We start from the raw sequence: 18,579 nt of genomic DNA, 5'->3' as shown, positions 1-18,579 counted from the left end.
GGCCCCCTCGGGGGGCAGGGAGCGACACGAAGTGCGCGACCGTGGGGGCACCATGACCGACCTCTACAACCTGAGTCCGGCGCTGCGCCTGATGGGCATGGGCCTGGTGCTGGCACTGGGCCCGTTGGCCTGGGTGTGGCTGCGCAACAAGAACCAGCCCATGGCGCGGCGCCTGCAGGTGCTTACGCTGGTGACCCTGTTTCTGACTTTTGACCTAGTGCTGTTTGGTGCTTTTACGCGCCTCACGGACTCCGGGCTCGGCTGCCCCGACTGGCCGGGGTGTTACGGCCATGCCAGTCCGGTGGGCGCGCAGCAGCCCATCAGCGAGGCGCAGTCAGCCATGCCTACCGGCCCGGTGACCCATGCCAAAGCCTGGGTAGAAATGATTCACCGTTATCTGGCCACAGGTGTCGGCGTGCTGATTTTGACGCTGACACTTTTCACTTGGCTTGAAGGTCGTGCGCAGAAGGGCTCCAGACCAGCAGGGGCCGCGGAACCGGCTATGCCGGGCCGAAGGCGCAGCGGCCCCCTCGGGGGGCAGCGACTTGCACGCAGTGAAGAGCGTGGGGGCGTTATTTCTGCATGGTGGCCGACGGCGACCCTCGTGTGGGTTTGTATTCAGGGCGCTTTTGGCGCGCTCACGGTCACCATGAAACTGTTTCCCTTGATCGTCACACTGCACCTGCTTGGCGGTTTGATCTTGCTGGCCCTGCTGCGCGCGCAAGCGGTGCGTTACGCGCAGGCACAGGGGGAGTCTTTGTCTGTTTCCCTGCCGTCGGGCACTTGGCTTCTGTTGCTGGCGACCTTTGCCTTGCTTTGGCTGCAGATCGCGCTCGGTGGGTGGGTCAGCACCAATTACGCGGTACTGGCCTGCACCGATTTTCCGTCCTGCCAGGGCAGTTTCTGGCCAGCCATGAATCTGCGGGAAGGCTTTACCTTCTTGCGCGCCCTGGGTGTGGGGCGGGATGGTGACAACATCAGCTTCCAGGCCCTGACGGCCATTCACTATGTACACAGGCTCGCGGCCTATGTCGTCTTTGCCGCCTTGCTCTGGCTGGCGAGCCGGCTGCGGCATTTGCCTGCCATGCGTTCCTACGGATTGTGGATTGGCGGGCTGGCCTTGTGGCAGTTTGCAACCGGTCTGAGCAACGTCGTGCTGGGCTGGCCGTTGGTGGCCGCTGTGTCACACACCGGTGGGGCTGCTGCCCTGGTGGTGGTACTCACCGGTGCTGTTTTTTCCAGCCGTCGCACCGGCCAGGTGGCAAGTGCGTCAAAATTGAGGGCTGCCAGCCTATGAACCCGTCCGACTCTTCCGCTTCCGTCGCGGCCGCTTCCTTTGTGCCTTCCAAGTTCGCGCAGTTCTACGCGTTGACCAAGCCGCGCGTGGTGCAACTGATCGTGTTTTGCGCCCTGATCGGCATGGTGCTGGCTGTGCCCGGCGTGCCGGGCTGGGCGGAGGTGCAACTGGCATTGATAGCCTGTGCCGGTATCTGGCTGGTGGCGAGTGCTGCCGCGGCCTTTAATTGCCTGGTCGAGCAGCAGATCGATGCGAAGATGCGGCGCACCGCCTGGCGCGCCACGGCGCAGGGGCAAATCAGCAATCCGCTGACGCTCGCGTTTTCCACCGTGCTGTGCGCCGTCGGCTCCTGGATTCTTTACGTCTGGGTCAATCCGCTGACCATGTGGCTGACCTTTGCAACTTTTGTCGGTTATGCGGTGGTCTACACGGTGATTCTCAAACCGCTGACGCCGCAGAACATCGTGATCGGCGGCGCGTCGGGGGCCATGCCGCCGGTGCTTGGCTGGGCCGCCATGACAGGTGTCGTCAGCCCCGAGGCCCTGATCCTGTTCCTGATTATTTTCCTCTGGACACCGCCGCACTTCTGGGCGCTGGCGCTGTACCGCGTGGAGGACTACCGCAAGTCCGGCCTGCCCATGCTGCCGGTTACCCACGGCAACGAATTCACCCGCCTACAGGTGTTTCTCTATACCCTGGTGCTGTTCGCCGCCTGCCTGATGCCTTTTGTGTTCAAGATGAGCGGCTGGCTCTACCTGGTGGTAGCGATTGGCCTGAGCATTGGTTTCAGCTGGTACGGCTGGCGCCTGTGGCGCCATTATTCCGACGCACTGGCGCGCAAGACCTTCCGCTTTTCGCTGATTCACCTGTCTGTTTTATTTGCAGCCCTGCTGCTGGATCATTACCTCGTATGAGCACGTCACCTGCTTCTCCCGGCAAACGAAACACTATCAAATTAATAGCTGGCGCCGCTTTTGCGGCAGGGGCTGCCGGCCTTTTAAGTGCATGTTCCGGTGAAACCAAGCCGCAATTCACCAGCATTGACATCACGGGCGCCGACTATGCACGTGACTTCGCGCTGGCCGACCACAACGGCCAGTCGCGCAGCATCAAGGACTTTCAGGGCAAGGTGGTGGTTGTGTTTTTCGGCTACACCCAATGCCCGGATGTTTGCCCCACCTCGATGGCTGAACTCGCCGAGATCAAGAAACTGCTGGGCAGTGACGGTGAGCGTCTGCAGGGCCTTTTTGTCACGCTGGACCCGGAGCGCGACACCCGTGAAGTGCTCAAGGCCTACATGGCCAACTTTGACCCGACCTTTCTGGCACTTCGTCCTGAACTCGACAAATTGCCGCAGCTTGCCAAAGACTTCAAGATTTTCTACAAGAAGGTCGAGGGCAAGACACCCGGCAGCTACACGATGGACCATTCCGCTGGCAGCTATGTGTTCGATCCCCTGGGCAAAGTCCGCTTGTACAGCCGTTACGGCAGCGGCGCTGCGGCACTGGCTTCCGACATCCGTCTTCTGCTCAAAAACAACTGAAAGAACTGCCCGTCGGGGCGGTACATCCAACATGCAGCCCTCACCATTGCCCAGCTTGCCTCCTGCTTTTCGCATTGTTGAGCTCTTGAAGCCCCAAGAGCTGGAGGCCATAGGCCAGGCTGTTCAGGAGACGGTGGACCGCGTGGCCCGTGCGCTGCGCACGCCGTATGAAGAAAGCGAGCCCCAGGAAGATATCTTCCACCGGCTGCAATTGGTGGCGCAGCGCAATCCGGTGTATGCCTCGGCGCTGCTGGCCGCTGTTTACGCCGATGCCCATCGCGATCCGCGTATTGAGGCACTTCGGGACGATCCCCGCCTCCTCGGCGCCATAGAACAACTCTGCGGACAGTTTGAACCGTCGGGCGTGACGATACGCGTGCGGGTCAATGTTCCCGCCTTGCCCCGCACCCTGCACGGGTGGCATTCAGATGTGGCCATCGCCGCACCGGTGACCCCCGGTTCGACCTGCCACACCGTTCTGGGTGCCTGCTGGATTCCGCTGGCCGACACCAGCCCGGACACCGGCGGCCTGGAGCTGGTGAGCACCCCGCAAGAAAGGCCCCTGCCGCACGAACGCAGCGAGGAGGGGCGTTTTGTGATTCCCGATGCACTCCTTGCCGGTTTGCCGCGTCAGGCGATTTCCGTGAGCGCGGGTGAAGCCGCGGTGATCGGGCGTTACACGCCCCACCGTTCCCTGCCCAACACCGGCAACCGGGTGCGCTGGAGCGTGGTGGCCTGGGTCAAGGGGTTGCAGCAGCAACCGGCGCCGGCTTAGGGCAAAAAAAAGCCTGCACACGATGGTCGTATGCAGGCTTGGGGCAAGCACCGCTCCTCGCGGTGTTGCCGACAAGAGATCAGGCGTAAGCCGCCAGAACCTTTTTCATTTTCTTCATCGCCGCCACTTCAATCTGGCGAATCCGTTCGGCGCTGACCTTGTACTCGGCGGCCAGGTCATGCAAAGTCATGCCGCCCGAACCGTCGTCGTTCACCTTGAGCCAGCGTTCCTCGACGATGCGGCGCGAGCGATCGTCCAGACCTTCCAGTGCCGTGGTGATGCCGTCGCTGGCCAGGTAATCACGCTGGCGCGACTCCATCAGCTGAGTTGGCTCCTGTGTGGCGTCAGACAGGTAAGCAATGGGGCCAAAGGCCTCTTCACCGTCATCGCTAGGGCTCGGGTCCAGCAGCACATCGTGTCCCGACATGCGCTGCTCCATTTCAATGACTTCTTCCCGCTTGACGTTCAAGGTCTTCGCCATCGAGTCGATCTGGCCCTCGGTCAGCGTGTCGCGGTGCGTCGCCACGTCGGCGTCGTCCTTGAAGCCCTGTTTCATCGAGCGCAGGTTGAAAAACAGCTTGCGCTGTGCCTTGGTGGTGGCCACCTTGACCATGCGCCAGTTTTTCAGGATGTACTCGTGCATCTCGGCCTTGATCCAGTGCAGCGCATAGCTGACCAGACGCACGCCCTGATCCGGGTCAAAACGCTTGACCGCCTTCATCAGGCCGATGTTGCCCTCCTGGATCAGGTCGGCATGGGGCAGTCCGTAGCCCAGGTATTTACGCGAAGTGGCAACCACCAGGCGCAAGTGAGAGAGCACCAACTTACCGGCTGCATCAAGGTCGTTCTCATCCTTGAGTTTTCGGGCGAATTCCTGTTCCTGCTCCAAAGTGAGCATGGGGAGGCGGTTGACCGCAGAAATATAGGCGTCCAGGTTACCCAATGGCGGCAGCAGCGACCAAGGATTGGCAGGCGCCAAAGCCGTGGTTGCGGGGGCCACTTGGGGAGAGAGAGCGTAGGACATAGAGCAAAACTCCTTTTCTGAAGTCAAATATTAGCACTCTGTTGGATGGAGTGCTAAGCGATAGGTTCAATCGCTTTGATAGGGTACGGCTAATCCGTGTTTACCCTAGTTTGTGTCCCATTTTGCTATTTAGTTCAGCAGCGGGGGTGTAGGCCAACCTGCAAAGCAGGTGGCGTCCAAATACCTGTGCGCAAGCCCGCAGGAGCGCTTTGGGGCCCTGAAGAGCCGCTGGCGGCCAATCTTGATGATGAAAAGTGGCTTTTTCCCAATAGATTCGGGCAGGAGTAGCTACTATTTATATAGCAAATTGCCTTCAAACCCGAACTTCCAGGCGCTCAGGGCAGGCGTTTGTCGTCGCGGATTTCGCGCACTTCCACGTCCACCACGTCGCCTGTGCGCGCGGGCGCAGCATCACGCATGCCGGCGCTTTGCCAGGGGGCTTGGGCTGAAAAGCGCTGAAAACGCCCAAACACCATGGGTTTGGGCTTCTGGCCGGTGATCAGTGAGCGCAAAAAGCCCAGCGCCAGCAATACCAGGGTGGCCAGCAGCAGGCTCAAGGCAAAAATGGTCGCAAAGGTCCGCAGGACCAGGCGCAGGATGAAACGAAAAACGCGGCTAATGAAGCTGGACACGTAGGATTCCCGTCGAAGTCAGAAAAACACAGATGCGGGCGGAAATCCGGTATTCAACCGGCCAGCGGCCGGGCGGCTACCAGCGGATACCGAGCTTGCCAAACAGTTTGCTGAGCACGAACAGCGGGCCGACCCAGAGGTACTGGATGTCCTCGAAGAAAGAAGGCTTTTTACCCTCGAGCTTGTGCCCGACAAACTGCATGATCCAGGCACCTACAAAAATGCCTGCTGAAAGCGGAAATGCCAGGTCCCCCATGGCATGTACCAGCGCCAGCAAGATGGCTGACCACAGGATCATGGTGCCGAAAAAAACCAGGGACAGACGGGCGTAGTACACCATGCTGGCGGCCATGAAGGCGTAGGCAACGTAAGGGTGCAAGGTAAAGATCATGCCGAGCAGGCTCAGCATGATGAGCGGTATCGCGATGAAGTGGATGACTTCGTTCTTCGGGTTCTGATGGCTTTCGCCATAGTGCGCGAGCAAGCGGTCAACCTGGCGGGTTTCGCCGGATGGGTCAGATGCGATGGTTGGGTTCATGGTGCCTCCTGCGCCGGTGGTGAAAGCTCCGGCCGAAAGAACACTTTAATGCATGGCCGCAACCTGGGAAAGCAGGGGAAGTACTGCATTTCCCGCTGCGGCAATGCAGCGCTGCAGCGCCTTCAAGCCGCTTGGTGCGGTAATCAGGTCGCAGTAATCTTCGCCGTCCGGATGATGCGGTTCCAGCGCTCGATCTCGCTCTTGAGAAAGACGGCAAAGTCGCCAGCCCCCTTGGGAGAGACGCGAAAGCCCTGTTGCCTGGCGCGTTCTTCCACATCGGCGCTGAACATGATCTTGATCATCTCGCGCGAGTAACGGTCCACGATGGCGTCCGGCGTCTTTGCCTGGATCATCGCTGCGGTCCAGTTTTCAACATACAGGCCGGGCATGCCGGATTCCATTGCGGTCGGCACGTCGGGCACCATGGGGTGGCGGCTCAGGCCGCATATCGCCAGGGCGCGCAACTTGCCGCCCTTGACGTGGGCAATGGATTCCGGAAAGTTCGAAAAAATCACATCGAGTTGGCCACCAATCAGGTCGGTCATGGAAGGCGCGCCGCCCTTGTAGGGGATGTGCGTCATCTGCGTCTTGTTCAGATCGTTGAACAGCGCCATGGTCAGGTGCGGCGGCGTGCCGTTGCCGCTGGAGCCCGCGTTGAGCTGCTTGCTCTTCGCGATCGCCATCAGGTCTTTGAAGTCCTTGACGGGGCTGCCGGTGGGAACGACCACCAGCATGGGCGAGCCCGCCAGCAGTGCGACGGGCCGCAGGTCCTTGGTCAGGCTGTAAGGCGCGTTTGGAAACAGCGAAACATTGGCTGCATGGGTGAGGGTGATGGCCAGCAGGCTGCTGCCGTCGGGTGCCGACTTGGCCACCTGCTCGGCGCCGATCTGGGCATTGCCGCCGGCCTTGTTTTCCACAATCACCGAGGTTTTCCAGGCCTCTGTGAGTTTTTGCGCCACGGTGCGGGCCATCACGTCCGTCAGACCGCCGGGGGGGAAGGGCACGACATATTTGATGGTGCTTCCCGGCTTTGGAAAACTGGGGGTCTGGGCCCAGGCAGGTAGTGCGCCCAGGGTAGCGCCAGCGGAAGCCAATACGATGTCTCGACGTTTCATGCTTTTCTCCAAGGTTGCTCGTTGATAACCGAATCCTCCGCGCTGCATGGATGTTCATGCAGCCATGAAGGGCTATGCCACCAGCCTGTCGAGCTGGTCTTTCAGTGCATCCGGAATCGTCAGCCCTGAATTTTTTGCCTTTTCCTCCAGGCCCATTCTTCTGGCACCCGCCAGGCGTACGCCATCGTCAATCAGCATTTCGCTGACGAGCGCTTCCATTCTTTCGAAATACACGTCCTTGCCGGCCAGCGCGCCAGGGTCAATCACGATAAAAGCCTGGCCGATGCGCGGCGCATTGCCTTCGTCGACAAAAAATGAAGAGGCTTCAAAACCGAACTGGGCGCCTATCACCGCGGTCACCATCAATTCAACAATCAGTGCCAGCATCGCACCTTTGGGACTGCTGACGGAGCCCAGTGGGAGCATGGCGCCTGTCAGCCCGGCTTTGGCGTCGGTGGTCGGACGGCCCTCGCTGTCCAACGCCCAGCCCAGGGGAATGGGCTGGTTGTCCCGGGCTGCAACCATCAGCTTGCCGCGCGCGACCTCGCTCAGTGAAAGATCGATCATCAACGGGTCAGCATTCTTGCGCGGAAAAATGGCCGCCACCGGGTTGGTGCCGAAGATCGGGTGTTTGCCGCCGGCAGCAGGCATGGCTGCCGGTGAGTTGGCAAAAGCCAGGCCCACCATGCCGGCCTCTGCCACCGCGCGCAGGTGATCCACCAGCACGCCGCAGTGGTGGCTGTTGGCCACACCGGCAAAACACACGCCCAGCGTCGTGGCAGTGGTGATGGCGGTAGCAATGGCCAGGTCGCAGGCCGGAAAGGCAAGGCCCTGTGCGGCATCGACCAGTACCGCGGCGCCCTTGTGTTGCACCACCCTCGCTTGCGCGCTGCCATTGGCCCGGCCATTGCGCAGATGCGTCGCGTACTGCGCTACACGGCTCAGACCATGTGAAGCCAGTCCTTGTGCCTCGGCGCTGACCAGCGCCTTGGCGGTGCTGGCTGCCATGGCTTCGCCGGCGCCGGCGAGGCGCAGCGCGCGGGTTGCCAGGCGGGTGGCTTCGTCAATGGTCAGTGGGGTCATTCAGGCGAGGCTTCTCAACACTTTGTCGGCAATCATGAAAGACACACGCTCGTTGGCTTCGAAGGTGACGCCGGAGATGTGAGGGCTCAGGAGCAGGTTAGGGCAATTCTGCAGCGATGTGTCAGCGGGCAAGGGTTCCGCATCAAAAACATCGATGGCGGCACCACCCAAATGGCCCGAGCGTAGCGCAGCCGCTACAGCCGGCAAGTCCACAATGTGTCCGCGTGAGGTATTTATCAGTACAGCGCCCTTCTTCATGGCCGCAATTCGTGCTGCATTGAAAAGACCGCGTGTGGAGTCCACCAACGGAACATGCAGCGTCACCACGTCCGCCTCGCTGATCAGCTTGTCCAGACTGGAACATGCAACGCCTGTTTGTTTGAACACTTCTGCATCTGCCCGGAGCAGGGCATCAAAGGCCATGACTTTCATGCCCAAGCCCTGCGCCATGCGCGCTGTCATTTGCCCGATGGAGCCAAAGCCGATGACACCGAGTGTCTTGCCCGCGGTTTCGCGGCCATTGCCTAGCGCTGTGCGCGGCCACTGGCCACCAGCAACCGCTTCCGTTGCCGTGAAGGCACCACGCAGCAACATCATGGTGCTGGCTATCACGTACTCGGCAACGCTGAGCGCATTGGCGCCAGTTGCCGGAATCACTTCAATGCCTTTGGCCTCACAGCCACTGACATCAATGTTGTCCAGGCCCACACCCAGCCGGCCCACCACCCTGCATTTTCCGAGCGCGGCAAGCAGGGCGTTGCGCACCTGCGTGCGGTTGCGCACGATCAAAACCTCGGCCTTCTGGGCTTCAGTGATGAGCCGGGGCATGTCGTCTACCAGCAGCGGGTCGTACAGGACATCATGCGCGGCCGCCAGCTGCGCGACCGCCCGCTCGTCCATGAACTCGGTGATGACGATGCGGGCCATCGGAGACTCAGGCCGATTCGAACAGGCGGGTCAACACAAACTCGCGATGCCCCAAAGCTTCCGCCGCTGTCAATCGTCCATTGGCAGTGCGCAGCATGTTCTCCAGCAGCTTGTCGCCTGCCTGGTCCAGCGTGATCTCCCTTTGCAGCAGGCCAGAGGTGTCCACGTCGATGTGTTCACTCATCAAGCGCACGGTGCGCGGGTTGGAGCAGATCTTGATGACCGGAACAATGGCGTTGCCGATCACATTGCCCTGGCCTGTGGGAAAGAAGTGCAGGGCGTAACCCGAGGCCGCACACAGGGTCACCATTTCGGCGGCAGCGCTGGACGAGTCCATGAACCACAGGCCCGGATGGGTCGGCATTTCAGCCTTGTCGATGACGCCGTCCACCGTGCATTTCTTGCCGATTTTCTGGATATTGCCGAGTGCCTTTTCTTCAATGGTGGTCAGGCCACCTGCAATGTTGCCCTTGGTGGGTTGTGAGTCCGACAGGTCGCTGGTCTTGTGGCGGTCGATTACCGCCTGGTAGCGGTCAAACATGAACATGAATTTTTCGCGCACCGCGTCGTTGGCACAGCGGTCGGCGACGATTTTTTCACCGCCAGTGAGTTCAGTGGTTTCGCCAAAGCACAGGTAGTTGCCCAGCGGATGCAGCTTGTCAAAGGCGTTGCCGACAGTTGGGTTGGCGCCGCAACCGGAAGTGGTGTCGGACTCGCCGCATTTGGTGGACACCCACAGTTCCGAAATGGCGCAGGCTTCGCGCTGCTTTTCGCTGGCCCACTGCACATACTCGCGTGCCGCCTTTGAAGCACGCATGATGGTCTCATGGTCGCCATGGCCTTCAATGCCGAAGCCCACCACGGGCTTGCCAGTGGTAGCAATGCCGTCCACAACTTTTTTTGTCCAGCTGTCTTCGATGCCGATGACCACCACGGCGGCGACATTGGGGTTGCAGCCCGCGCCGATCAGCGTGCGAAAGTGCAATTCGAGGTCGGCGCCGAACTGCAGACGTCCATAAGGATGCGGAATCGCCATGGCACCCTTGATGTTGTGGGCGACGGCTTCAGCAGCGGCATTGGACAGGTCGTCCAGCGGAAGAATGATGACGTGGTTGCGCACACCGACGCGGCCGTTTTCACGGCGGTAGCCGAGGAAGGTGGTGTTTTTATCGATGACTGACATGGGGGATCCTTAAATTTTTTTGACGAATTTGATGGCTCAGCCGGCGTAGCGAGCGGCCTGCAGGCGAGGCGTGAACCGCAGCCGGGGTAACACCCGGCGAGGATTCGCAACGACGCATGCGGGCCGCGCAGTAGCCGGATGGGTCGTCAAATCACCACCTTTTAGTCTTGATGTTGTGCACGTGGGCGTGTTGACCGGCCTTGATACCGGCCACCACTTTGCCCATGTCGATGCCGTATTTCCACACGGTATCGCCGACGGCCATGTCTTTAAGCGCCACCTTGTGGCCGATGGGAATGTCCTGTTGCGCCTTGACCTTGATCATGCGGTCTTCGTCCATGATCCAGCCGGTCATCTCGGTGCCGGAAGTCACGCCTTCCACCACGACAACGGCCACGGTGTCTTTGGCGTCATGTAATACAAAATGAATCATTGATTTTCCAGAGGTCGAAGTTGAATCGAATCGCCAGTCTAGGCAGGGGCAGCGGCTTGTCAATTCACTCATATAAATGACTTGTACGACCCCACCCTGCGGTGGTCCAATGGCCCGGTGAAAACAAAAAGCAAGTCTGAGTCCAAGACCCCGTCCGGCGATGAGTCCCTGCCTCTTTACCGCCAGGTTAAAAAGGCGCTGCAAAAAATCATCGAAGCGGGGCACTACGGACCAGGAAAGCCCCTGCCCAGCGAGTCCGCACTGGCGTCACAGCTGCAGGTGAGCGTGGGTACGTTGCGCCATGCAGTCGACGAACTGGTACATGAGCATGTGCTGGTGCGGCGCCAGGGAAAAGGAACGTTCGTCGCGCCGCACAACCGGGCGCGTTTCATGTTTCAGTTTTTTCACGTGGAGCGCCGCCAGGACCCTGAAGACAACGAACCTACCTCCGAACAGGAATTTCCGGACATTGCCTGCCTCGGCTTTAGCCGCGACAAAGCCGATGCAGGCGAGGCCCGTGCCCTGAGGATCAAGCTCGGTGATCCGGTGTTCCGGATAGACAACAAGCTGTCGCTGCGCGGGAAGGTGGTGGTTCTGGACCGGCTGGTGTTGTCGACTGCCATGTTTCGCAACCTGACGGAAAAACGCTTCGTTGAACGTGCCAGCACGGTATATGCGCTTTACCAGACCGACTTCGGCATCACCGTGCTCCGCGCCCAGGAGCGCGCGCGGGCCTCGGCCGCCAGCAAAGTTGTGGCAGCCGTACTGTCGCTCCCGGCAGGTGCGCCGGTGATGGAAGTTCACCGGCTGGCGCTGACGTTCGGGGACAAGCCGGTCGAGTACCGGGTTTCATTCATCAACACGCAGGCACACGACTATGTCAGTGTGCTTTCCAAAAAAGCATGAACCATCACATGGCTTTCACATCGTGATTGGCGTTATGCGGAAAAAGTTGGCCGCCCATGCGCCGGGCGTGCTGGTGTGCCTGGTGATTGCACTGGCAGCTACATTTATTTCGGAACACTATGGCGGGCCGCAACTGCTGTATGCCCTGTTGATAGGGCTGGCGTTTCACTTCCTCAGCCGCGACCCGCAGGCCGCACCGGGCATCAACTTTTGCGGCCGTACGGTGCTGCGCGTCGGCGTGGCCCTGCTCGGTGCGCGCATCACGTTTGCGCAGGTTGCAGCGCTTGGCGTGCAGACGGCTGTGCTGATGGTGCTGGCGGTCTTGTTGACGATATTGTTGGGCGTTCTGCTGGCACGCTGGCTCGGAAGTACGCGGGAGCAGGGCTTGCTGACCGGCAGCGCCGTGGCCATTTGTGGCGCATCGGCTGCCTTGGCGGTATCGTCCGTGTTGCCGCAAACCCGTGAGAACGAACGCTTTACGTTGCTGGCCGTGGTTGGTGTCACGGTGCTTTCAACCACCGCGATGGTGGTCTACCCCTTCGCGCTGAATCTGATCGGCCTGGTGCCTGTGCAGGCGGGCATTGTGCTCGGAGGCTCTATCCACGATGTGGCACAGGTGGTGGCTGCCGGAATGATGCTCGGCCCACAGGCCGGCGATGTTGCCACGCTGGTCAAGCTTTTTCGCGTGATGCTGCTCATGCCGGTGGTGTTGGTGATTGCGGTGCTTTACCGCCATCACCCGGCAGTCAAAACCCCGGACACCGAAGTGCCCCTGGTTCCCGGTTTCCTGCTGGCTTTTGTGGTGCTGGTAATGCTGGCCAGTGTGGGCACGATTACCCCGGCGGTGGCCCAGGTGGCGGGCGACGCTTCGCGCTGGATGTTGGTGACAGCGATTGCCGCTGCGGGGGTGAAGACCAGTTTTGAAGACCTGCTCAAGCTGGGCTGGAAGCCAGTGGCCATGTTGCTGGGCGAGACGGTTTTTATCGTTTTGTTCGTCGTGCTGGGCGTGTTGCTGCTACGGCTGGGCGCCGCCTGACAGCCGGAAGAGTCATGACAGCAGGGCGTGAGCAAATTCGCGGGCGTTAAAGGTCTCGAGGTCTTCCAGCTTTTCGCCAACGCCGATGAAATAGACCGGCACGGGCCGCAGGCCGGGCGAATTTTTTGCGCGCTCCCGTGCCCACAGCGCGATGGCGGCGAGCACTCCGCCCTTGGCTGTTCCGTCGAGTTTGGTGACGATCAGGCCTGTGAGCTGAAGGGTGTCGTCAAAAGCCTTGACCTGGCTCAGCGCGTTTTGCCCGGTGTTGCCGTCAATGACAAGAAGGATTTCGTGTGGTGCCGTGACATCCGCTTTACCGACCACGCGCTTGATCTTGCGCAGCTCTTCCATCAGATGCAGCTGCGTGGGCAGGCGCCCGGCGGTGTCCACCAGCACCACGTCCTTGCCTCGCGCCTTGCCGGCGTTAACCGCATCAAAACTCACCGCTGCCGGATCGCCGCCTTCCTGGCTGACGATCTCCACCATGTTCCTGTCGGCCCAGACTTCAAGCTGTTCGCGCGCAGCGGCGCGAAAGGTATCGGCCGCGGCCAGCAGCACCGACGCGCCTTCGCTGGCAAGGTGTCGCGTGAGCTTGCCTATCGATGTGGTCTTGCCGGCACCATTGACACCGGCCACCATGATCACAGTCGGTTTGTACTCGCCGATTACCAGAGCCTGCTCCAATGGCCTGAGCAATTGTGCGAGTGATTCCGTCAGGATGTTCTTCACAGCGACCGGGTGCGTGACGCCGCTCTCCTTCACGCGCTGTTTGACCTCATCGAGCAGATAGGTGGTGGCGCCTGTCCCGGCATCGGCCATCAGCAACGCGGATTCGAGATCTTCGTACAGTGCATCGTCAATGCGGTTGCCGGTGAAGACACCCGAAATACTTGCCCCGGTCTTGTTCAGTCCGGAACGCAGTTTGCTGACCCAATGCTCGCGATTGGCAGGAATCGCACCGGGCAAAGGAATGTCGATCGGGGTGACGAGCGCGCTGCCGATCAAACCGCCACTCGCAACTGCGCTGCCCGGCGGTGCTGCCGTGGCACCTGCAGCCGGAGCTTCAGGCAAGGCAGGGCTTGCTGCCGGAGTGGGTTCGGGCGAAGCGGTGGGCTTTTTTTTCTTGAAGAAACTGAACATTGGTTGTACTTTGGAGTCACACTATTCTATGAAACACACCACGAAGGATTTCATGGGCATGTTTACCCGCTTCCCGACCCCCTCACGCAACGCTCTCTTTCCCCTCGCCCTCAGCTTCTTTCTGGCAAGCCCGTCGTGGGCCCAGACCGCTCCCCCCGTCACCCAGTTCCAGCTTTCCAACGGCTTGACCGTCATCGTCAAGACCGACCGGCGTGCGCCCACGGCGGCCCACATGCTCTGGGTACGGGTCGGCTCCATGGACGAGGTGGATGGCACCACCGGTGTCGCTCATGTGCTGGAACATATGTTGTTCAAGGGAACGCCTGACATGAAACCGGGCGAGTTTTCACGCCGCGTTGCTGCATTGGGAGGCCGCGAGAATGCGTTCACGATGCGTGATGCGACCGGCTACTACCAGCAGATCCCCTCGGACAAGCTCGAGGAGGTGATGCGCCTGGAGGCTGACCGCTTTGCGCGCAACCAGTGGAGCAACGAAGAATTTGAAAAGGAAATTGAAGTCGTCAAGGAAGAGCGACGCCTGCGCACCGAAGATTCGCCGCGTGCGCTGATGTATGAAGCCGCCAATGCCATGACTTTTCTCGCCTCACCCTACCGGCGCCCGGTGGTGGGTTGGATGAGCGATCTGGAGGCCATGACCCCCGACGACGCGCGTGACTTCTATCGCCGTTGGTATGTGCCTGGCAATGCGGTAGTGGTGGTGGCTGGTGATGTGGACGTGCCGCAGGTGCGGCGGCTGGCTGAAAAATATTATGGTGGCATGTCTGCTCGGGCTGTGCCAGCGCGCAAACCGCGCGTGGAACCCCTGCAGACAGGCTTGCGCCGGATGGACTTCAAGGCCGCTGCGAGCCAGGCCTATGTGAGCCTGTCGTTCAAGGTGCCGGGCTTGCGTTCTCCGGACGCGAAAGAGGGCAGTGATGCCTTTAACCGTGACGCGTTGGCCCTGACCATGCTGGCTTCCGTGCTGGACGGCTACAGCGGGGCACGGCTGGACCGGGCCTTGACGCAGGGCGCCAACCGCCTGGCAGACAGTGCAGGTGCGTCCAATGGCCTCATAGGACGCGGCCCACAGGTTTTTACACTTGACGGCGTACCTGCTGCGGGCAAAACCGCCGCCCAGGTGGCCGATGCCTTGCGCCAGCAGTTGGCGCTGGTTGCAAGCAACGGTGTCAGTGAGGCTGAACTCAAGCGCGTCAAAACCCAGTGGGCTGCCCATGAGACTTACAAGCTTGATGCCGTGTTCAGCCAGGCCCGGGAGCTCGGCACTTACTGGATCAATGGATTGCCGCTCGACACGGACACGCGGCTCATTGCCCAGTTGCGCACCATCACCAGCGCCGAGGTGCAGGCCGTGGCCGCTCGCTATTTTGGTGACGACCAGCTGACCATTGCCACCTTGCTGCCGCAGCCGCTGGACCCGAATCGCCCGCCACACCAGGCGCCGGGCTCACTCAGGCATTGATGACTGGTACTGTTTTCCTACAACCATTTTCCAGGATGCTAAAGTGATTTTTGCTATTAAAAGAAGAGCTCCCTGCGCCCTGATTCTCTGGGCTACAGGCCTTTTTTATCCTTTACTTTCCCATGCGGTCATTCCCGTGCAGCATTGGACGCAAGCCAGTGGCGCCAAGGTTTACCTGATCGAAAGCCCGGCCATTGCCATGGTGGATGTGCAACTCGATTTTGATGCCGGAAGCCGGCGCGTGACGGCAGATCGCTCCGGGCTGGCGGGGGTGACTGCATCCCTGTTGTCCAAAGGCGTGGCTGCGCGCGGTGGTGCGCCGGCATTGGACGAAAACGCGCTGGGCGAGGCTTGGGCTGATTTGGGCGCGCAGTTTGGCGCTTCTGCGGGAGCCGACCGTTTCAGTTTTTCGCTGCGCAGCCTGACCGAGCCCGAGTTGCTGGACCAGGCCGTGAAACTGGCGGCGCGCCAGATTGCCGAACCGTCTTTTCCGGCAGATATCTGGGAAAGCGACCGGCAACGGCTGGTCGCCAATCTCAAGGAGTCGTACACCCGGCCTGCCAGCGTGGTATCCCGCGAATTTGGCAAGGTTGTGTATAGCGGCCATCCCTATGGGTATGAAGTGAATGAAGCGACCCTGAACCGCATTGGCGTTGCCGATATGCGTGCTTTTCATTCAGCCTACATCACCCGCTGCAATGTCCGCGTGAACATCGTGGGTGCACTGTCGCGGGCGAAGGCCGATGAGCTCGTGACCGGGCTGTTGTCGCGTTTGCCCGCCATGGATTGTGCGACGGCGCCACCTTTGCCAGTGGTGCCGGAAGTGCCGCCACTTGACCGGGCACAGGTGCTGCGCATCCCCTTTGACGCGGCCCAGGCCCATGTGATGATTGGCCAGCCCGGCTACACGCGCGATGACCCGGATTTTTTTCCGCTGACGGTGGGCAACTACATTTTGGGTGGCGGTGGGGCTGTTTCCCGCCTGACTCAGGAGGTGCGGGAAAAACGGGGCCTGAGTTACAGCGTCTTCAGCTATTTCTCGCCGGGCAGGCATGCGGGGGCTTTCACGCTAGGTCTGCAAACCCGGCCTGACCAGGCCGCGCAGGCCATGGAAGTCGCGCAGCAGGTGCTGGCGCGCTTTGTCGCCGAAGGCCCGACCGCCGCCGAGCTCAAAGCCGCCAAGGACAACCTGATCGGCGGCTTTCCGCTGTTGATCGACAGCAATCGCAAGCTGCTCGGCAACCTGAGCAATATTTCCTGGAACGATCTGCCGCTGAACTACCTGGACGGCTGGACCGACAAGATTGCCAACGTCAGCGCCGCCGAGGTGCGGGCCGCATTTGCGCGCAAGCTGCAGCCCGAAAAAATGGTGACTGTTATCCTAGGCGCCACACCATGAAATACACACCGACCGCTGAAAAAACTGCTGCAGGAACCACCACACCACGTCCCAAGTCGGGCAAGGTGGTGGGGCGGAAAACCGTGCCGCCGGGCGAAATCCGCATCATCGGCGGCCAGTACAAACGCAGCAAACTGCCAGTGCCCAACAAGCCCGGCTTGCGCCCCACGCCAGACCGCGTGCGCGAGACCTTGTTCAACTGGCTGGGTCATGACCTGACCGGCTGGCGCTGCATGGACGTGTTTGCCGGCACCGGTGCGTTGGGGCTGGAGGCCGCCTCACGCGGCGCCGCCGAGGTGCTGCTGTGCGAGCAAGACCCCGGCCTGGTGGACCAGCTCAAGACCTTGCAGGCAAAACTGCATGCGGACATGGTGAAGATCGAGCGTGGTGATGGTCTGGCTGCCTTGAGACGAGCGTCGCCCGCCAGCATGCAGCTTGTGTTCCTGGACCCGCCCTTTGATTCGCCGCTGTTCGAGCCGGCGCTCAAGGCGGCGGCACAAGTGGTGGCCGAGCCCGGTTATGTCTACCTGGAAGCGCCGCAGGCCTGGTCGGACGATGCGCTGGCCGACTATGGATTGCAGCTGCATCGCAGCGGCAAGGCCGGGGCGGTGCACTTTCACCTGCTGGTGCGCAAGAGCGCGGCGGCGTAGCCCTGAAGGCGGCAGGGGCACGCGGCTCCACGGGCAGGCGGGCATAATTGGCCCATGGCTACCAGCACCCGCATTGCGGTTTATTCCGGCACTTTTGACCCCTTCACACTCGGGCACCAGGACATCGTGCGCCGCGCGGCGGGGCTGTTTGACCGGCTCGTGATCGGCGTCGCTGTAGCGCACCACAAGAAGACCCTGTTCAGCTTGGACGCACGCCTGCAACAGGTGCAGGACGAAACAAAAGGCATGGCCAACGTCAGCGTGCTGCCTTTCGATGGGCTGATCATGGACTTTTGCGCGGCCCAGCAGGCGGTGGCGGTTGTGCGCGGCGTGCGCAACCTCACCGATTTTGACTACGAAGCCCAGATGGCGGCCATGAACCGCAAGCTGCGTCCGCAAGTAGATACCGTGTTCCTGCTGCCCGATGCGCCGGTGCAATGCATCAGCAGCACGCTGGTGCGTGAGATCAGCAAACTGGGCGGCGATGTGAGCCAGATGGTCAGCGCCGGCGTGGCGTCCGCGCTGCGGATGGCACACACCGCGGGCGCACAGAAAGGCATCTGAGCATGGCCTTGCTGATCACCGACGAATGCATCAACTGCGACGTGTGTGAGCCGGAGTGCCCGAACCAGGCGATTTACCTGGGCAAGGAAATCTACGAGATCGACCCGCAGCGGTGCACCGAATGCGTTGGGCATTTCGATGAACCGCAGTGTGTGCAGGTTTGCCCGGTGGCCTGCATTCCTCTCAATCCTGCGTTCATTGAAGACCGTGAAACGCTCTGGCAGAAGTATCAGCGTTTGCAGGCTGAGTCGGCTGCTGCTGCGGTGCAGACGCGGGTTTTATAGGTCATTTGTTACTCTGGCCCTTGTGATACGGGTGTGAGTAGCTATTAAATTCATAGCGATTTGTCTTGCTGGCTGTCATCCCGGACTTGATCCGGGATCCATGCAGGCGATCCTCTAACGCCACACTTTCCACCGTTCGGGCTGAGCCTGTCGAAGCCTGTGCAAGCTTGTGCGGCTGTGGGTCTTCGGGCAAGCCGGGTCTCGCCCCGGCGGGCGACTTACTTTTCTTTGCTTCGCCAAAGAAACCTAAGGAAAAGAAAGGCGACCCGATGGTCTGGGTCCCCTGCGCTACGCTCCGGGGCAACCTGCGGTGCTCGCCGAAAGTGGGGTCGAGCTCGAACTCGCTGCGCTCAGACAATCGCTCGCCCTGATCCACTTTCGGCTGCGCTCCTCGGCCCAGCCCGACGGGTGGAGGACGAAGAAAAATACCAAGACAAATTCGGGGAGACCTGACGCGCAAAGCGCGTCAGGTCGGACTCAGTTGGCAGTCATGTTTGCACGTGGCAGCAGCACACATTGCCAAATGAAGTCCCCCTCCATCGCCCAGCGGGGCGAGGGAGGGGTTAGGGG

The 18,579-nt window shown here is 60.9% G+C and carries 20 protein-coding genes; 11 read left to right on the top strand and 9 right to left on the bottom strand.

Annotated features, from left to right (window positions below; translation table 11 throughout):
- The first annotated feature begins 52 nt into the window (after window positions 1–52).
- From B0B52_RS11430 to B0B52_RS11415, 4 genes are all read left to right on the top strand, one after another.
- Entirely contained in the window at window positions 53–1,297 is a 1,245-nt protein-coding gene (locus B0B52_RS11430) for a heme A synthase (protein WP_077593774.1), read from the top strand.
- Entirely contained in the window at window positions 1,294–2,211 is a 918-nt protein-coding gene (gene cyoE / locus B0B52_RS11425; RefSeq protein ID WP_077593773.1) for a heme o synthase, read from the top strand. The genes B0B52_RS11430 and cyoE overlap by 4 nt, the downstream gene beginning before the upstream one ends.
- A complete protein-coding gene (locus B0B52_RS11420; protein WP_077593772.1) occupies window positions 2,208–2,840 on the top strand; it encodes an SCO family protein in 633 nt (210 codons plus the stop codon). The genes cyoE and B0B52_RS11420 overlap by 4 nt, the downstream gene beginning before the upstream one ends.
- Before the next feature lie 85 nt (window positions 2,841–2,925).
- Window positions 2,926–3,615, top strand: coding sequence for a phytanoyl-CoA dioxygenase family protein (locus tag B0B52_RS11415; protein ID WP_168173538.1), 690 nt, complete (start codon window positions 2,926–2,928; stop codon window positions 3,613–3,615).
- Between the two features lie 79 nt (window positions 3,616–3,694).
- Here the strand turns inward: B0B52_RS11415 and rpoH are convergent, their stop codons facing one another.
- From rpoH to B0B52_RS11375, 8 genes are all read right to left on the bottom strand, one after another.
- A complete protein-coding gene (gene rpoH, locus B0B52_RS11410; protein ID WP_077593770.1) occupies window positions 3,695–4,639 on the bottom strand; it encodes an RNA polymerase sigma factor RpoH in 945 nt (314 codons plus the stop codon).
- Between the two features lie 335 nt (window positions 4,640–4,974).
- Entirely contained in the window at window positions 4,975–5,271 is a 297-nt protein-coding gene (locus B0B52_RS11405; protein WP_077593769.1) for a hypothetical protein, read from the bottom strand.
- A gap of 76 nt (window positions 5,272–5,347) precedes the next feature.
- On the bottom strand, window positions 5,348–5,809 hold the full coding sequence (locus B0B52_RS11400) for a DUF962 domain-containing protein (RefSeq protein ID WP_077593768.1): 462 nt from the start codon (window positions 5,807–5,809) through the stop codon (window positions 5,348–5,350).
- Between the two features lie 143 nt (window positions 5,810–5,952).
- Window positions 5,953–6,924 carry a tripartite tricarboxylate transporter substrate binding protein gene (locus tag B0B52_RS11395; protein WP_077593767.1) on the bottom strand — a complete coding sequence of 324 codons (972 nt, stop codon included), beginning with the start codon at window positions 6,922–6,924 and terminating at the stop codon, window positions 5,953–5,955.
- Between the two features lie 72 nt (window positions 6,925–6,996).
- Window positions 6,997–8,007 carry an Ldh family oxidoreductase gene (locus tag B0B52_RS11390; RefSeq protein ID WP_077593766.1) on the bottom strand — a complete coding sequence of 337 codons (1,011 nt, stop codon included), beginning with the start codon at window positions 8,005–8,007 and terminating at the stop codon, window positions 6,997–6,999.
- The gene (locus B0B52_RS11385; RefSeq protein WP_077593765.1) at window positions 8,008–8,934 is read right to left on the bottom strand and encodes a hydroxyacid dehydrogenase; all 927 of its coding nucleotides are present in this window, start codon (window positions 8,932–8,934) and stop codon (window positions 8,008–8,010) included.
- Between the two features lie 7 nt (window positions 8,935–8,941).
- Window positions 8,942–10,117 carry a UxaA family hydrolase gene (locus B0B52_RS11380; protein ID WP_077593764.1) on the bottom strand — a complete coding sequence of 392 codons (1,176 nt, stop codon included), beginning with the start codon at window positions 10,115–10,117 and terminating at the stop codon, window positions 8,942–8,944.
- A 151-nt stretch (window positions 10,118–10,268) separates the two neighbouring features.
- A complete protein-coding gene (locus B0B52_RS11375; RefSeq protein ID WP_077593763.1) occupies window positions 10,269–10,550 on the bottom strand; it encodes a flagellar biosynthesis protein FlgA in 282 nt (93 codons plus the stop codon).
- 117 nt (window positions 10,551–10,667) lie between these two features.
- On the opposite strand from B0B52_RS11375, the gene B0B52_RS11370 reads away from it, so the two are divergent.
- Both B0B52_RS11370 and B0B52_RS11365 read left to right on the top strand, forming a co-directional pair.
- Entirely contained in the window at window positions 10,668–11,456 is a 789-nt protein-coding gene (locus B0B52_RS11370; RefSeq protein ID WP_077594080.1) for a GntR family transcriptional regulator, read from the top strand.
- A gap of 34 nt (window positions 11,457–11,490) precedes the next feature.
- Window positions 11,491–12,492 (top strand): YeiH family protein, encoded by a 1,002-nt coding sequence (locus B0B52_RS11365; protein WP_077593762.1) that lies wholly within the window; start codon window positions 11,491–11,493, stop codon window positions 12,490–12,492.
- Window positions 12,493–12,504: 12 nt separating this feature from the next.
- Here B0B52_RS11365 and ftsY read toward each other — a convergent pair whose 3' ends face one another.
- Window positions 12,505–13,632: a signal recognition particle-docking protein FtsY gene (gene ftsY, locus B0B52_RS11360; protein WP_077593761.1), complete on the bottom strand. Its 1,128-nt coding sequence runs from the start codon at window positions 13,630–13,632 to the stop codon at window positions 12,505–12,507.
- Window positions 13,633–13,660: 28 nt separating this feature from the next.
- Between ftsY and B0B52_RS11355 the strand changes: the two genes are divergently transcribed.
- The 5 genes from B0B52_RS11355 to B0B52_RS11335 are packed head-to-tail and all read left to right on the top strand — an operon-like array spanning window position 13,661 to window position 18,009.
- Window positions 13,661–15,112, top strand: a complete 1,452-nt coding sequence (locus tag B0B52_RS11355) for a pitrilysin family protein (RefSeq protein ID WP_077593760.1) — start codon at window positions 13,661–13,663, stop codon at window positions 15,110–15,112.
- A gap of 43 nt (window positions 15,113–15,155) precedes the next feature.
- Window positions 15,156–16,511: a pitrilysin family protein gene (locus B0B52_RS11350; RefSeq protein ID WP_077593759.1), complete on the top strand. Its 1,356-nt coding sequence runs from the start codon at window positions 15,156–15,158 to the stop codon at window positions 16,509–16,511.
- On the top strand, window positions 16,508–17,161 hold the full coding sequence (gene rsmD / locus B0B52_RS11345) for a 16S rRNA (guanine(966)-N(2))-methyltransferase RsmD (RefSeq protein ID WP_077593758.1): 654 nt from the start codon (window positions 16,508–16,510) through the stop codon (window positions 17,159–17,161). The genes B0B52_RS11350 and rsmD overlap by 4 nt, the downstream gene beginning before the upstream one ends.
- A gap of 54 nt (window positions 17,162–17,215) precedes the next feature.
- Window positions 17,216–17,725 carry a pantetheine-phosphate adenylyltransferase gene (coaD, locus tag B0B52_RS11340; RefSeq protein ID WP_077593757.1) on the top strand — a complete coding sequence of 170 codons (510 nt, stop codon included), beginning with the start codon at window positions 17,216–17,218 and terminating at the stop codon, window positions 17,723–17,725.
- A gap of 2 nt (window positions 17,726–17,727) precedes the next feature.
- The gene (locus tag B0B52_RS11335) at window positions 17,728–18,009 is read left to right on the top strand and encodes a YfhL family 4Fe-4S dicluster ferredoxin (RefSeq protein ID WP_077593756.1); all 282 of its coding nucleotides are present in this window, start codon (window positions 17,728–17,730) and stop codon (window positions 18,007–18,009) included.
- Window positions 18,010–18,579: the final 570 nt, after the last annotated feature.

The organism is Polaromonas sp. A23, assembly GCF_002001015.1.
GTDB lineage: Bacteria > Pseudomonadota > Gammaproteobacteria > Burkholderiales > Burkholderiaceae_C > Polaromonas.
Note: the sequence above shows the minus strand (reverse complement) of the source record. Positions and strands in the feature narration are given on the sequence as shown.